The sequence below is a fragment of the Demequina ureilytica genome (assembly GCF_048553575.1).
Lineage (GTDB): Bacteria > Actinomycetota > Actinomycetes > Actinomycetales > Demequinaceae > Demequina.
In genome coordinates, this window is record NZ_JBLZIE010000002.1 from 557,203 (window position 1) to 571,419 (window position 14,217).

Below are 14,217 nucleotides of genomic sequence, written 5' to 3' on the forward strand. Positions count from 1 at the left end.
CGGGCTATCCGGGACTTCCCGAGTCCCCCTGGTTGCGCTCGACGAAGGGCAGCAGGCTCGACCCGTCACCCATCGATCCCTCGGCGATCACGCCAAGGGAACCGTCCTGGTGCAGGATCACCGCCTGCACCGCCGCGAGTGACCCGTTCCCGGACTGTCGCACGGCACCGTGGACGTCGGCCTCCGTGAGCCGGTGCTTGTGCAGCGACTTCGATTGGAAGTCGCCGGCGTAGTACAGCAGCACCGGCGGGGAGTCGAGGGCCCGGCGTGCGCGCGGCCAGCGGGAGCGAATCGCCGCGAGCGCCCACTGCACTGCCACCAGCAGCACCAAGGCCACCACGACCTGAGCCAGCCCGACGTCGGAGGCAGTGACCACGCGGCCGAACGCCGAGCCGAGTGTCACGGCGATGACGAAGTCGAGAGGCGTCATCTTCGCCATCGTGCGCGGCCCGGTGCCCTTCAGGAGGACCACCAAGGTGAGGTAGCCGACCGTGCCGACGAGCAGGGTGTGCCAGATGGGGGACCAACCGGTCCAGAAGTAGCTCACGTCCATGGCGTCAGCCTGTCGCGGGCGCCGGGCCGAGCACGGCCCACCCCTGTGAAGGGATCTCGGCCGTATCCACAGCGGCGTCGATGGTCGCCTCGCCCGCCAGGACCACGCTGGCCTCCGCTGCCGCCACCTGCTGAGGTTCGTGCGACAGGTTCAGGGCGACTACGAGTGAGCGGTCGCCGGACGCGACCCTGTAGGAGAGCACCTCGTTCGACAGCTCGAGGACCTCCGTGGTCGCGCGATGCAGCCACGGGTTCCGGCGGCGGAGACCGATCAGCTCTTGGTGCAGGGCAAAGATGGGCCGGCCCAGGGGCGACAGGTCGTCGGGCGACGGCGGGAAGACCGGCCTGATGTCGTCGTCGCCGCCTTCCCTGTCCTCCTTCACGCCGCGGTACCCCTGCTCGTCGCCGTAGTAGATGGAGGGTGTCCCGCCCGCCGTGAGCAGAATGACGACGGCATGCGGCAGCAGCGCGGCATGGGTGAGTTTGCTCGCGATGCGGGTGACATCGTGGTTGCCGATGAACGTCATGGGCGCGTAGGTGGCGAGCAGGTCGTTGTGGCGCTCCAGCGCTGAAGTGAGCTCGTAGAAGTTCGCGTCGTTGAGCGAGCTCCAGATCGCCTTCCACAGTTCGTACTGCGTGGTCGAGTCGAGGCCGCCCGCCTCGACCTCACCGGCGTAGTCGCCGTGGATGTACTCCCCCACGAAGTACGCGTCGGGATAGTTGCTCCGGACACGGCTCGTGACCTTGCCCCAGAAGGACGACGGCACCGCGTAGGCGGCGTCGAGGCGCCAACCGTCGGCCCCTCGCGACAGCCAGTGCTCCATGACCTCGACCACGAAGTCGGCCACCGCTGGCTCATCGTGATTGAGCCCCACGAGGTGATGATGGCCCTCGAAGTCGCCGTACTCGGGCTCATCCCCCGGCGCCGCACCTTCGGGCCACTGCAGTGAGAACCACGCCCCCGCATCGGCCGCCGGGCCGCCCGCGAGGACCTCCTGGAACGGACCGAATGACCGGCCGACGTGATTGAAGACGCCGTCGAGGAGCACGCGCAGTCCGCGCCGGTGTGCCTCTGCGACCAAGGCCTGAAAATCCTCTTCGGTGCCCAGGCGAGGATCGATCCGGAAGTAGTCCGTGGTGTCGTAGCCGTGCGTCTCCGAGGCGAAGATGGGGCCGAGCGCCAGCCCGGACGCCCCGAGCTCCACCGCGTAGTCGAGCCACGGAATCAAGTCGAGCAGCCGGTGGTCCGCGCCGGGCTCGGCGACGGACGACCTCTCCGCGCCGGTGAAGCCCAACGGGAACACCTGCCACCAGATGGCGTGCTCGACCCAGCCAGGTTCAGTCATGGCGTCGAGGCTATCGGGGATCATGGGACGTGTAACGGTCCCATGGGCGTGGTCTGTTCCGCGGCGACTGTCCGTACGATGCTCGTCGTGACCTCCTCCCGATCCGCGGCGCCGATCTGATGCCGCCGCGTTCGCCGCTGCCTCAGCGTCACGGGCTCGATGCGGCTTGGATACGCACGCCCGGCAGCGGGCCTGAAGGAGCACCGCAGTGGGCGACGATGCGCGACTTCCTCGTCGCTCGGCTGCCGGACGCGGCTCCGGTCACCGAGATGCTGGACGCGGGTGCCTTCGTGGACCCTGTGGGACGCCCGTGGGACGGCGACGAGCCGTACAGGCCCCACACCTTCATCTGGTTTCATCGCCCGCTCGCACCCGAGACGACGGTGCCGTTCCCCCTCAACGTCCTCGACGCGAACGACCGCTTTGTGGTGGTCGACAAGCCACACTTCATGGCCACCATGCCGCGCGGGTCGCACGTGCAAGAGACTGCGCTGGTGAAGGCGCGCCTCGCCCTGGACCTGCCCGAACTGGCGCCCGCGCATCGGCTGGACCGTCTGACTGCCGGCGTGCTCGTGTTCTCCGCACGCCGCGAGTACCGCGCTGCCTATCAAGGGGTATTCCAGACCGGTGCCGCGCTCAAGACGTACGAGGCGCTCGCGCCGTACAACCCTTCGCTGGAACTTCCCCACCGGCTCGTCGGCCGAATCGAGAAGCCCCGAGGCGTCATGCAAGCCGTGCTGGTGCCGGGCGAGCCGAACGCGGAGACGCTCGTGGAGGTGCTGGAGACTCGCGGCCGGTACGCGCGCTATCGGCTCACTCCGACGACAGGCAAGACGCATCAGTTACGCGTCCAGATGTGCGCGCTCGGACTGCCGATCCTGGGCGACACCCTGTATCCGTCCGTTGTCGAGGTGGACCCGAACGACTTCAGCGGTCCGCTTCAACTGATTGCACGCCGCCTGCGCTTCACCGACCCGGTCGATGGGAGCCCGCGGGACTACTCGAGTGAGCGCGCGCTGGTCTGGCCTGCTGACGAGACTCAGGTTCCGCAGAAGGTCCGGTAGGCCCCGAAATCCTCGGGAGCGGCGGCAGCATAGCGTTCCAGACCTGGGCGTTCCTCGTAGGGCCGGGTCACCGCGTTCAGGAGCTCATGGAGGGGGCCGGTGTCTCCTTCGGTCGCGGAGGCGAGCGCCTCCTCGACCAGGTGGTTGCGCGGGATATAGACGGGGTTGACCTGGTCCATCAGCGCGGGGTCAGGTCCAAGCGGTAGCCAGCGCTGCATCCAGTCATCGAATGCTGCTGGGTCGCGGAACAGGGCCCGCGCTAGCTCCGGCGAACCGGAGGCGGCGCCGCTGAGGCTGCGAAAGAGCAGCGTGTGGTCGACCTCGTTCTCTTCGAGCAGTGCCAGCAGCTCTTGCACCAGCCCGGAGGCGGTCTCGGCGTCGACGTCGTCTCGCAGCCCCATCTTGGCCTTCGCGCCCGTCGACCAGGAGGCGCCGTACTCGTCGTCAAAGCTGCCGAGCGCATCGGTGGCGATCGCCACCGCTTGCTCTTGATCCTCGTGCAGCAGGGGAAGCAAACCTTCCGCCAGCCGGGCGAGGTTCCACTGGGCCGCCAGCGGCTGGTTGGCGTAGGCGTAACGACCGCCCTGATCGATGGAGCTGTAGACAGCACCCGGATTGTAGGCATCCATGAATGCGCACGGCCCGTAGTCGATCGTCTCGCCGGAGATCGTCATGTTGTCGGTGTTCATCACGCCGTGGACGAAGCCCACGAGCATCCAGCGGGCGACCAGAGACGCTTGGGCGGCAATCACTGCTTCGAGCAGTCCTCGATACCGGTGGTCCATGTCCGCCACAGCCGGGTAGTGGCGGGCAATGGCATGGTCTGCGAGCCTGCGCAGCAGGTCGGTGTCGCCGGTGGCGCGAGCGTACTGAAAGGTCCCTACGCGCAGATGACTGCTGGCGACCCGTGCCAGCAGGGCGCCGGGCAACTCGGTCTCGCGGTAGACGGTAGCGCCCGTGCTGACGACGGCGAGGGATCGTGTTGTGGGAATGCCCATGGCGTGCATCGCCTCGCTGAGGATGTACTCGCGCAGCATCGGCCCGATTGCGGCGTAGCCGTCGCCCGCGCGCGCCAACGGGGTCCGCCCCGATCCCTTCAGGTGCAGGTCCCGCAGATCGCCACTGACGTCGGTGACCTCACCCAGCAGCAGCGCGCGGCCGTCGCCGAGCCGAGGAGAGTAGTGGCCGAACTGGTGCCCCGCGTAGGCCTGCGCGACCGGAGTGGCTCCGTCAGGAACGAGGTTGCCCGTCAGCAGGAGCAGCCCGTCGGGACCGCGCAGGGCGGCGGGCTCGAAGCCCAGCTCGGCGGCCAAGGGCTCATTGAGCGCCAGCAACTGCGGATCGCGAACCCGTTGCGCCTCCCACGGCACGCCCAGTTCCGGGAGTCCCTGGGCGAAGCGGTCGTGAAACCTGACCGAGATTTGCGGTGAAGCACTCATCCACAGATTTTACCCGCCTCCCGTTCACGGGCTCGGTTCGGAGAGGCGGAACCTCAAGGAGAAGTTGTTCAGCAGTGCGGGGAGGTTGCCCGGCTCAAGAGTGTGGCTCGTCATCGCGATGGCCCGCTGGCCCACAATGTGGGCGATGAAGTTACTGATCAGCAACAGCACCAGATGGCGCCCGGGGCAGATGCCGGGTCCAGCACTGAATGGCACCAGCGGCCACTCATCGCGAGCGCGGGTGTGGTCCCACTGCTCAGGGGCGAAGGAGTGGGCGAAGTTCAGGTTCCGATCGTCCCGATGAAAGAAGGGCGCGAAGATCAGCACCGAGGTGCCCTCCGGCATCACTCCGTGCTCGAACTCGACCTCCCGGGTGCTTTCGCGCAGGATCATCGGGGTCGTCGCCCACAGCCGCAGCGACTCCAGCACCGTGGAGCGTAGGAGCGGCAGCATCGGCGCAGCCTCTCCCGCTGCTGCGGCGATCTGCGCGCGGACCTCCTCTTGGTGCTCGTGGTGGGAGGCCAGCAGCGCAAGGGCCCGGAAGCTCGCCATGCCTGCAGGGTCGAAGGCGAAGAGCCACTGCGGCACCTGCTGCTCGGGGTGGTCCTCGGGACGAGAGTCCATCTGAGACATGTATGCGGCGATGCTCCCCGGTTCGGCCTTGTCGATGGCGTGGCCGATACGCCGCAGGAGCTCAGACCTGGCGCCCTTGTCCACCGGACGCAGAAACGCCCAGTTCGCGCGCGACCGTTGAGTCTCCATCAGGTCGAGGATCTCCTCGTCATCGCGGTACGAGTCCCCCAGCACTACTCGGTTGACCATCCGAAACCACGCCACAAAAAACGTGTCGTAGTCCAGGTCACCGCCTGCGGCGTCGACGGCGTCCAGCAGCTGCTGGGCCTCTTCGCCCACCGCGGGCATGAACTGCTCGGCCATCCTGTGGATGGGGTGGCCGTCGTCGAGGGCATTTTCGTTAACTTCACGTCGCCGTTGCCGGCCATGACCGTGCGAGATCAGCGACACCTTGGGCTCGAAGTGCTTGAGCGCGTGCCGCTTCAAGGTCTCCGCCGGGGCGAACGGTTCCGGTGACTCCTCCAGAATCCGGTGCACGTGTTCGGGGTCCAGCACGACGGCCATGTTCTTTCCCGGCACGGAGAGCATCAAAGGTCCCCTGCCGTACTTCAGGGCTGCCGCCTGCATGCGTTCCACCGCCCGCGCCTCCAGATCCCACCGCTCAGCACCGGCCACGACCTTGGGGCGACGGATGATCGGGCCCTTCGCCACGGTGGGCAACTGGACATCGCGCACTATTCGGGCGGTGTCCAACGGTGTCGCTCGCGGCAGGGGGTTCTGCAGCGCAGTGGGCGTACCGGACGACGACCCAGAGTCAGGCCCCCGCGAGATGTCGGGATCGGACGGAGAAGCGGCTGGAGTCATCGGCGCGGCGCCTCCTCACGTGTGTACTCACATACGTGCACACGACCCTGCGATACGGCGCCTGCCAGGCCAACTGACGAGCTCCGGCGTGCCTGGAGTCGTGGTGCTGGGCTGAGCCAGCGTGCTCCGCAGGCTCCACTTCAGCGTAACCGAGTTGTCCGCAGTTGCGAGGTGTGGCGGCGCCGGGAGAAGACCTAGACGTTGAAGCGGAACTCCACCGCGTTCCGTAGCCGGCCAACGTTTCGCCAAGTGCCCACGTTCGGCACTGCGATCGCCCAAGGGGTGGCGCGGGCGCGATGGGAACCACACCAGTCAACCAACGCTAGAACAGACCCGCGTCACCTCGACCCTCAGCAGTCCCACCCACCATGTTTCGGCGCAGAACGACCCTTGAGGTGCCGAACAGTGCGACCGGTCGACGAGCCGCGGACCTGTCTGCTACTTTGGACATATGCCCAAGGCGCTCGTCCAATGGAGTAATGCCGATGCATGATGCACTAACAACAGTCGTTGCCGTCCTACTCGTCGCGATGACGCTCATCCTGACGCCCATGGCTCCGGGCGGCCTCGTCGACACGAGGGTATTCGCACCCCTGCCGCGCTGGCAGTTCAACCTCTTCAACGCCTTCCTGGTCTCGCTCGGCCTCGCGAGCTTGATCATCGCAGGCTTCAGCGTAGGCGGAGCTACCTGGGTATATACACCAGCGATCGTTGTCGGCGCCCTCTTCATCGCCGTATACGCTGCGGATTTGGCCGAGATCTTCCCTGTTGTCCCCGACCGTATGCCGAGCCACCTCCTCGTGCTCGAGGTGATTAACCTGGCACTCGCCGGCACCCTCGTCGTCCTGTCGATCAAGGGACTTCTGACGTGACCGATACCCGGACGAAGATCGTGGAAGCCGCACAGCAAATCATCGCCGACGAAGGGTGGGGGGCGGCAACAACCCGCAGAGTCGCAGAGGTTGCCGCGGTGAATTCCGGGGTGATCCACTACCACGTCGGCAATGTTCACGACCTTCGCCGAGAGGCTGTGCTGGAAGGCGTCGCCTCATACTTCTGCGAATTGCGCAATCTCACTGGTGATCGCACGGATCTGGCTGATCGACTCCGCGCACTCATCCGAACCATCACCTCGATCGACGGAACATCTCGAAATGCGCGGTTGCTGTACGCCTCGCTCGGCGCTGCCGCGCACGACCCTGAACTGCGGAACGTCATCAAAGCCGAAATTGGAAGCCTGCAACGCGAGCTTGCAGCCCATACGAGCGCAGGTCGGGCACAGTTGCTGACGGCCGCGATCGACGGCCTCGTCATGCAGCGAGCGTTCGGTGTCGAGATTGATGCGGGCACACTGATCCCAGTGATAGAGCAACTACTAAACACCTACCCGACGGACGGCGACGCGCAGCGTTAGGGCGGAACTCCGCTACACGTTGAAGCGGAACTCCACCACGTTCCGTAGCCGAATAACCTTTCGTCCAAAGTCTGCGTCCAGCCACTCGATCCGCCCCGGTGTGGCGCGGGGGCGCTGGGAGCCAGACAAGTCAATCAACGCCGAGACAGACCCGCGTCACCTTAACCTCTAGCAGCCCTATTTGACGACGATCGTCAACGACGGCGCTGCGCGAAGACCTGCCGAATGCGATGCGAACGTGGGGGCGCAGATATCTAGACTGGCGACCATGGAAGGCACAAGCCGTAAACGTGTCCCTGCTCGCCTAGACAGAGACAGCGTGCTCTTCAAAAAGATTCTCTTTCAAGCAGTCGGGTCAGTTGCGTTCACTCTGGTTACTCTGCTAATCCTTTGGGCGGTGTTCCTAAGCCCGGAGTATGGGCGGCCTAGTTGGTGGGCTCAACTGGTCGTGCCGATTGCCGTCATCTGGGTGACCTATCTGACGATCCTCAACACGAGGGCCTTGCTCCTGGCCTTGGGCCTTCTGCCGTTCGCTACGGTCTCGGTTGAGAGCGACACACGCGTGATGGCTTTTCTCTGGTGGCCCATCAAGCGCGAATTGGTAATCCCAGCCGATGCGGTGACTCAGCTTGCCGTCGAGCGATTCGCTCATGAGACCAAGCAGTCCACAGTGATGGGTGTCGTCGTCGTGCTCGAGGTCGACGGGGTGGGCCAGTTCCGTATCCCGGTGCCACACGCGGATCACACCTACGACTGGGAGACCTGGGCCGCGCAGGAGTTTAAGGCGATTCCCCTACTGGTCGTCTTACCTGCTGAAGGTAAAGGGGACCACTGAGGGTTCTGGCTACTGGATGACCTGCCCCGCCGTCGAGTCTGCCCGAACAGCAGTCGACGCCCAGTCCTTACGAACATAGTCCGAGCTGAGATTTGCGCCAGAGGTTAGAGCGCAAAACGAAATTCGACCACGTTCCGTAGCCGAATAACCTCTGGCGAGGCCCGGCCGTCGGCCATCTGGTCTCCCCCGGGGTTCCGCACGAGCGATGCGAACCACACCGGTCAACCAACGCTAGAGCTGACGCGCGTCACCTCAGCCCTCAGCAGTCCCTAGCGCGTTCTTGTGCGCGCGGGTTGCAGGGCCGCACTAAGCATCTTGCGCTTAGTCGCACGTACGCTCCGTCCGTCCGCTCTGCGCGTGTGGGAGCATCTCCCCGTGCCTGAACGCCCCTCTCCGACTTGGATCATCCGCCCGCCGCTCAGCGCCCGCGTGTTTTACCGGATCTTCGCCGGGTTCATGACGGTGGTCTGGCTGCTAATTGCGACTACAGCGGTCTCCGAGAACGGCGTGAATCCTGCCTTGGTCTGGATCCTGGTGCCCGCCTGGGCATCAAGCGGACTCTTCTTCAACACCGCAGCCAACCAAGGCGCACGCCTATTTCGGGACAGGTTGGAGATGGAGATGCAGATCGGGCTGGCGCGAATACCTCTAGGCGAGATCGACGAAGTACACCTCAACAGTGATCTGTCACTCATCATGTTGCGCACTCGCGAGCGCTACATCTACCAATCCATCCGCGCTTGGCATCTCCTGAAAGTGTCCGACCAAAGGAAGCACGACGTCGAGCAGGCGCTTCACGGCGCAGGTATCGAAGCAACGTGGCTCAGCCGCAAGGACGAAGGATACGATCCACGCCGACGACGGTGGGCAACATTCGAACCAGGTGCAATTGTGGCAACGATGATGCGCCCATGGGTGCTCGGCATGGCTGTCGCCGGGGCAATAGTCGCACTGCTATTTCAGGTGTAGCCACAACAACAGGGAGCTATAGCGCGTGGCCCGACGAGGGTTGGCGCGTCCCTACCCACCGCCCGCAACCGAGGTCGGGTCTGCCCCAGCAGCAGTTGACGCCTAGCCTCTAAGAACGGGATCCGTGCCGAGAACCTCGCCAGATGTTGGAGCGCAAATCTAAATTCGACCACGTTCCGTAGCCGAATAACCTCTGGAGAAGTGCCGGCAGTCGGCCAGGTGATCTCCCCGGTGGTTTCGCAGGAGCGATGGGAACCACGCCAGTCAACCAACGCTGAAGCACACGGGAGTCACTTCAACCCTCAGCAGCCAGCTGCCGTGGTGAGCGCCCTAGCCAATTTCTGGTTTCCGTTCATTCTTGCCCCCTACTGGTCGAATGAGAGCCGCCGCAGCAAGGGAGAGCGCGCTGGCGACTCCCCATCGGGATGCCTTGAGTTGAAGGTCCTGGGCCAGTGCGAGGCTGCCTTGACTCAGGCCGCCGACGTTGCTGGCCGTGAGCGAGTGGTTAAGAAAAGCGATGAGGCATCCGAGCGATCCAGCGATGAGCAGAATTGTGAAGAAGCTTCTCCAAGAAGGACTTGTCACGTCATTGCACCGCAGGGCCTTTGTGAGCTCGGATGAGCACAGGCCCCCCTCTCCTGTCATGGGCTATGCCCTTACGGCGCAAGTCCCCGGGATCACACCTGTACCAAATTGCCTGGCACCGGGACCCACTGAACTGTCGCTGCCATCGACAGGAGGTCTGCTCGAGACTGTAGCGCCACATCGCAGCGGTGTCGACAATTGTGACGACCTGGGCACGGAGTCCATTTCGACCGCGACACCAGGGACGCTTCAGCTCTGCGAGCGTGTCGCCCGCGGTACGGAGCGGCCACGGCTACATTGCGCTCGTGAGCGACGACGCCGATGCCCTTAGAGCCGAAGACCCGACGTGTCCGGAAGCGGATCTTCTCGCGTTCCTGCGCCACCGATCCAGGTACGTGCGGTGGAACGCAGCGCAGAATGCGGGCGCAAGCGACGAGTTCAGGATGGCGGCCCTCGCCACGGGCGACAAGGTTGTTGCGGAAGCTGTGGGATCGCTGGGCGACGCGCTGTCGCCCGAGGTGCGTGAGGCAGTCTTTGCGCACCCGGCAAGGCAGGCAAGAGAGGGCCTCGGTGTGTCAGCCCGGCTCCGCTCGACGATGGAGCGCCTCGCTTCCGACCCTGATCCAAGCGTCCGGGCACATCTTTGTGCAGGCTATGCGCCCGTACCCGAAGACCTTCTGCGACGGCTCGCGAAGGACCGCAGCGCCAAGGTGAGGGCCGCGGTAGCGTTCAGCGAGGATATTCCAGAGAATCTCGCGTTCGAGCTCGCGACGGACAGGTCCGTCGTCGTGCGCTTCGAGATACTCGTGAGTCACGATGACGACTTGCGTTTCGCTCGACTCATGCGAGATGACCCCGATGAGGACATCCGCAACCATGTGCGGAGCTTGCTTGGCGAACCAGAGGCCACCGAATAGCACCCCGCCGTCCCCCGTCTACGCCGGTGGTTTCGCACGAACGTGAGGCCAACAGCTTCGCGAAGGCGACGGCGACGACGCTCACATTGACGCGCTAAGCCAGGTGCAGCGGAGCGATGGCCTCGATCTTGCTTGCCAAACGGTCTTCCGCAAGCTCAAGCTCGTAATGAGACTGCAGGTTCAACCAGAATTGCGGGTCGATGGCGAAGTACCGGCCCAGGCGAAGTGCGGTATCGGCCGTGATGGCGCGCTTGCCGTGGACGATCTCGTTGATGCGACGCGGCGGCACGCCGATCGACACCGCCAGCTTGTTCTGGGTGATCCCGAACTCGTTGATGAAGTCCTCCATGAGAACTTCCCCAGGGTGAACGGGAGCCCACCTCTCAGTGGTAGTCGACGAGTTCGACATCTTCAGCACCTCCTTCTGTCCAGGTGAAGCAGATCCGCCATTGGTCGTTCACTCGAACACTGTGCTGGCCTGCGCGGTCACCCTTGAGTTGCTCCAGCCGGTTGCCCGGTGGCACACTCAGCGATTCGAGGAATCTGGCCGCATGGATCTGCGTCAGCTTCCGAAGGGCGACCTTCTGCACACGGGGATCGATCGACGGCACCTTGTGACGGTGCCACAGTCGTTCGGTCGCCTTGTCTGCGAACGATCGGATCACACCATCAGCATCGCAAACTTGACGCGCCGCGTCAATAACGCTATACGTTAAACCGAAACTCCACCACGTTCCGTAGCCGGATAGCCTCCAGATAAGTGCAGGCGATAGCCCAGGTGGTCTCCCAGGGGGTGGCTCGTGAACAAAGAGAACCAAAAGTGCGTCTCAACGCCGGCCAGCCACGCGCCACCTCAACGTTCAGCAGTTCCCTCAGCGAAACGCTGCTGGAACGTCTTCGAGCTGAACGCTACGGTCCCACCTCCCGGGTCGCTCGTCCGAGCTTGCCCACTGCGCGCCGTTCACCAGCCACTTCGCGCGGAATCGACGTGCGCCTGCAGGCGTGGCGTCCTGATACCCGAACTCAACTCCACAGCACGGGCAGTAGTCATAGTCGGGCGTGTTGCCGTCGAAGCCCCATGGCGGCTCCGGGAGTTCGAGCCCGCACACGCGGCAGTGCATGAGATCGTCACTGTGCATTGAAACACTCTAAATCGGTCGGGTACTTGGGCTGAGTCTGGACGAGAAGGAGGCAGCGTCGAAGTGCTTCCGGCAAGTCGATCACCTTGACCTTATTGTTTCGCACAGCATTGTGGTTCGTGCGGTCCCGCGTGGCATCCAGGGGGGTGGAAAAGGAGCGGTACCACCATCGAAGGATCTACCCCTGCAGCGGTTGACGCCCATCTCCTACACACGTGGTCCGTGCTAGGAATCGCGCTAGAAGTTAGAGCGCAAAACGAAATTCGACCGCGTTCCGTAGCCGAATAGCCTCTGGCCTAGTGACCCACCGACTCAGCACTTGAGGTCCTCAACTAGCCGGGTGCACTGAGGTGTCGGGGCCGAATGCCATCACCGAATGCTCGTCCGCTATCGTTGCGCGCAACACGGCACCTGAGAGAGAACGTCATGCGGACCAATTCGGTCGCGGTCGGCGCCGTCGGCGCTCTCGTCACCCTGGGCATTCTGGCCGGGTGCGCGACGGACGTCTCTAGCGAAACCGCGCCCCACGTGACCGTGACCGATGAAGGTCCAGCGCCCACGGTAACAATGACGCCCGATGCAACAGCGGCTCCGGTGGACGATACCCCGTCTGCCGGGGCCAAGTCTGATATCCAGGGCGCCGCAGCGGCCTCCATCGAGGAACTTGGCCTTGCCCTCACCGATCGGTATGACGGTAGCGAAGTCGAGTGCAGGTTCGATTTGCATGAGGACACCGAGAAACAGTTCTGCGGCGAAGTTCCGAACTCCGCGGTTTCAGAGGACCTGGTCCTCTTAATGCGGGACGCCTCGTCAGATGATTCGGGCAGGATGAAGGAGTACTCGGACGGGTGCACAGTTGTCCTTCCCGACATCGAGGCTCTCGCCTGCCTTGTCCAGTATCACTCCGGCTCAGACGGACCATGGATCGAACTCAGAACTGTCGAGGGCTGGGCCACGCCAGGAGAACCGGGACGGGAGGACGGATACACCATGATTACAGTGAGAGAGCTTGCTGGTCAGCCCTCCGCGATCGAGTTCGCAGAGCCTTACGAACTGCGCGAGTAGGCGGCCGGGTTTGCTCAAATAGCGGCTGACGTCTGGCCTGTGGGGACGGGATCCTTGCCGGGAACCCGCCACCAGCTACACGTTGAAACGGAACTCCACCACGTTCCGTAGCCGAATAACCTCTCGTATCTATCGCGCATTCAACCGTCCCTGCGCATGTGCCACACTCTGGACATCGAGAAGGGTGGGCCGATGAACGCTGACCAAGTGGCGCCGAGATGTTGATCCAGTTGGTTGCGGACGCGGTCATTGCGCAGTGGGCGCTCCGTGGATGGAAATCACGTATACGAGCGTTGCAGGCGGACAACGTGCTGCTGGGCGCGCTGCGCGCTGTCGAAGTTCGTGATTGGCGGTTTGGCGACATGTGGCTATCCGGCGAATGGCACGTATTGCCGGGCAGCGTGAGGCTCGGGTCGACGACCGTGGCAGTCGACGCCATTGAACCCGGCGTTCAACACGGATCGAGCGGAGACTACTCGCTTCCGCTAGGGCTGGACGCTACGGTACTCACTCTCCATGGCCCCAGGGGGACCGTCGAGCTGGCTATGGCCGCGTCCTCTGAATCGTGGTTCCGGGAAGCGGTTTCGGTACCTCCTAGTAGCGAGCAACGGTGAACTCGTCGGGTAACGCGAGGACCCGTGACGTCCGTCCGACTCAAGCGACAGGCACGAACGTCTCGACGCGCCGCCAACGAAGCCAAGGAATCAGAAACTGGGGATGCCAGGGAGGGCAGAACCGTCCGATGGCCACATCGCCGTCGTCAAGCGTGACCTCGGACTTGGCATACCCGAGCGAAGTTGACTCAACAACACGGCCTGCTAAAGCGGCGTCAAAAAGCTCCAGGGCCATGCGAAGCCCGTCTTCGTCGTAGTCGCCAACCCACTCCGAAGACCTGAGATTGCCGATGCGGACCATCCAGAATGCGTAGTCAAACTCAATCTCGACCGGACAGGTGCCAGCCACGGGTGACAGGACGTTGAACCGCCCGGTGCGCTGATCAGTGAAGTTTCCCTCCAAAGCAACGCGCCCGCTGAGCCGATCCCGAGCCGCAGCGACCAGTTGCTCCGCGATGTTCGCCCGCTGTTCGTCCAACCATGAATCTTGCTCAGCAGCCGCCATACGTCGAATCTTATGGGCACTCACGAGGAGTGTCAGAGCACCCTGCCAAGCACTTCGAGTTACCCGCCACATCCCGCAATGCGAGGCGTCCAGAGACGAGACACAATCTCGCCGAACGCGGCTCCCACGCCACGTTGACACCCAGGTGAGCTCTACAGGCGGGAAGGAACCACGTGCGGATCGAAGATCGCACCATCGACCCGTGTTCCGACCGCGCCCTTGCCGACTCCCACCGACCCGAACGTTAAATCCGTCAAGTCGGTGTTGTCGGCGACGCTTGAAAACGAGGCCATAGCGACGGGCGAAAACGAGGCCACCCAGACAGATTGGGTGGAT

General features: G+C 63.9%; 16 protein-coding genes. 7 read left to right on the forward strand and 9 right to left on the reverse strand.

From position 1 onward, the window contains the following. Positions 1-4 precede the first annotated feature (4 nt). Both ACNI3K_RS09340 and ACNI3K_RS09345 read right to left on the reverse strand, forming a co-directional pair. Positions 5-553, reverse strand: coding sequence for a DUF421 domain-containing protein (locus tag ACNI3K_RS09340; protein ID WP_419391607.1), 549 nt, complete (start codon positions 551-553; stop codon positions 5-7). A 4-nt stretch (positions 554-557) separates the two neighbouring features. Next, complete coding sequence (locus ACNI3K_RS09345) at positions 558-1,898, reverse strand: alpha-amylase family glycosyl hydrolase (protein ID WP_419391608.1); 1,341 nt, start codon at positions 1,896-1,898, stop codon at positions 558-560. A gap of 218 nt (positions 1,899-2,116) precedes the next feature. Between ACNI3K_RS09345 and ACNI3K_RS09350 the strand changes: the two genes are divergently transcribed. After that, positions 2,117-2,962 carry a pseudouridine synthase gene (locus ACNI3K_RS09350; protein WP_419391609.1) on the forward strand — a complete coding sequence of 282 codons (846 nt, stop codon included), beginning with the start codon at positions 2,117-2,119 and terminating at the stop codon, positions 2,960-2,962. Here the strand turns inward: ACNI3K_RS09350 and ACNI3K_RS09355 are convergent. Both ACNI3K_RS09355 and ACNI3K_RS09360 read right to left on the reverse strand, forming a co-directional pair. After that, on the reverse strand, positions 2,938-4,401 hold the full coding sequence (locus tag ACNI3K_RS09355) for a protein adenylyltransferase SelO (RefSeq protein WP_419391610.1): 1,464 nt from the start codon (positions 4,399-4,401) through the stop codon (positions 2,938-2,940). The genes ACNI3K_RS09350 and ACNI3K_RS09355 overlap by 25 nt on opposite strands. 24 nt (positions 4,402-4,425) lie before the next feature. After that, the gene (locus ACNI3K_RS09360; protein WP_419391611.1) at positions 4,426-5,838 is read right to left on the reverse strand and encodes a cytochrome P450; all 1,413 of its coding nucleotides are present in this window, start codon (positions 5,836-5,838) and stop codon (positions 4,426-4,428) included. 479 nt (positions 5,839-6,317) lie between these two features. On the opposite strand from ACNI3K_RS09360, the gene ACNI3K_RS09365 reads away from it, so the two are divergent. The 5 genes from ACNI3K_RS09365 (at position 6,318) to ACNI3K_RS09385 (ending at position 10,558) form a co-directional block, all read left to right on the forward strand. Continuing rightward, positions 6,318-6,710, forward strand: coding sequence for a DUF8051 family protein (locus ACNI3K_RS09365; protein ID WP_419391612.1), 393 nt, complete (start codon positions 6,318-6,320; stop codon positions 6,708-6,710). After that, a complete protein-coding gene (locus tag ACNI3K_RS09370; RefSeq protein ID WP_419391613.1) occupies positions 6,707-7,252 on the forward strand; it encodes a TetR/AcrR family transcriptional regulator in 546 nt (181 codons plus the stop codon). Before ACNI3K_RS09365 ends, ACNI3K_RS09370 begins: the two co-directional genes overlap by 4 nt. Before the next feature lie 268 nt (positions 7,253-7,520). After that, positions 7,521-8,087 (forward strand): hypothetical protein, encoded by a 567-nt coding sequence (locus ACNI3K_RS09375; protein ID WP_419391614.1) that lies wholly within the window; start codon positions 7,521-7,523, stop codon positions 8,085-8,087. Between the two features lie 375 nt (positions 8,088-8,462). Next, positions 8,463-9,056 carry a hypothetical protein gene (locus tag ACNI3K_RS09380; RefSeq protein ID WP_419391615.1) on the forward strand — a complete coding sequence of 198 codons (594 nt, stop codon included), beginning with the start codon at positions 8,463-8,465 and terminating at the stop codon, positions 9,054-9,056. A gap of 890 nt (positions 9,057-9,946) precedes the next feature. Continuing rightward, entirely contained in the window at positions 9,947-10,558 is a 612-nt protein-coding gene (locus ACNI3K_RS09385) for a hypothetical protein (protein WP_419391616.1), read from the forward strand. A gap of 94 nt (positions 10,559-10,652) precedes the next feature. On the opposite strand, the gene ACNI3K_RS09390 is transcribed toward ACNI3K_RS09385, so the two are convergent. The 3 genes from ACNI3K_RS09390 to ACNI3K_RS09400 all read right to left on the reverse strand — a co-directional run bounded on the left by ACNI3K_RS09390 (position 10,653) and on the right by ACNI3K_RS09400 (position 11,697). Continuing rightward, a complete protein-coding gene (locus ACNI3K_RS09390) occupies positions 10,653-10,967 on the reverse strand; it encodes a HigA family addiction module antitoxin (RefSeq protein WP_419391617.1) in 315 nt (104 codons plus the stop codon). After that, positions 10,942-11,223 carry a type II toxin-antitoxin system RelE/ParE family toxin gene (locus tag ACNI3K_RS09395; RefSeq protein WP_419391618.1) on the reverse strand — a complete coding sequence of 94 codons (282 nt, stop codon included), beginning with the start codon at positions 11,221-11,223 and terminating at the stop codon, positions 10,942-10,944. Before ACNI3K_RS09395 ends, ACNI3K_RS09390 begins: the two co-directional genes overlap by 26 nt. A 207-nt stretch (positions 11,224-11,430) precedes the next feature. Then, positions 11,431-11,697 (reverse strand): hypothetical protein, encoded by a 267-nt coding sequence (locus ACNI3K_RS09400; RefSeq protein ID WP_419391619.1) that lies wholly within the window; start codon positions 11,695-11,697, stop codon positions 11,431-11,433. 426 nt (positions 11,698-12,123) lie between these two features. Between ACNI3K_RS09400 and ACNI3K_RS09405 the strand changes: the two genes are divergently transcribed. Continuing rightward, positions 12,124-12,762 (forward strand): hypothetical protein, encoded by a 639-nt coding sequence (locus ACNI3K_RS09405; protein WP_419391620.1) that lies wholly within the window; start codon positions 12,124-12,126, stop codon positions 12,760-12,762. Positions 12,763-13,416: 654 nt separating this feature from the next. Here the strand turns inward: ACNI3K_RS09405 and ACNI3K_RS09410 are convergent. Then, complete coding sequence (locus ACNI3K_RS09410) at positions 13,417-13,881, reverse strand: hypothetical protein (protein ID WP_419391621.1); 465 nt, start codon at positions 13,879-13,881, stop codon at positions 13,417-13,419. Between the two features lie 152 nt (positions 13,882-14,033). Further along, a partial coding sequence (locus tag ACNI3K_RS09415) for a hypothetical protein (RefSeq protein ID WP_419391622.1) occupies positions 14,034-14,217 on the reverse strand: 184 nt, incomplete at its 5' end.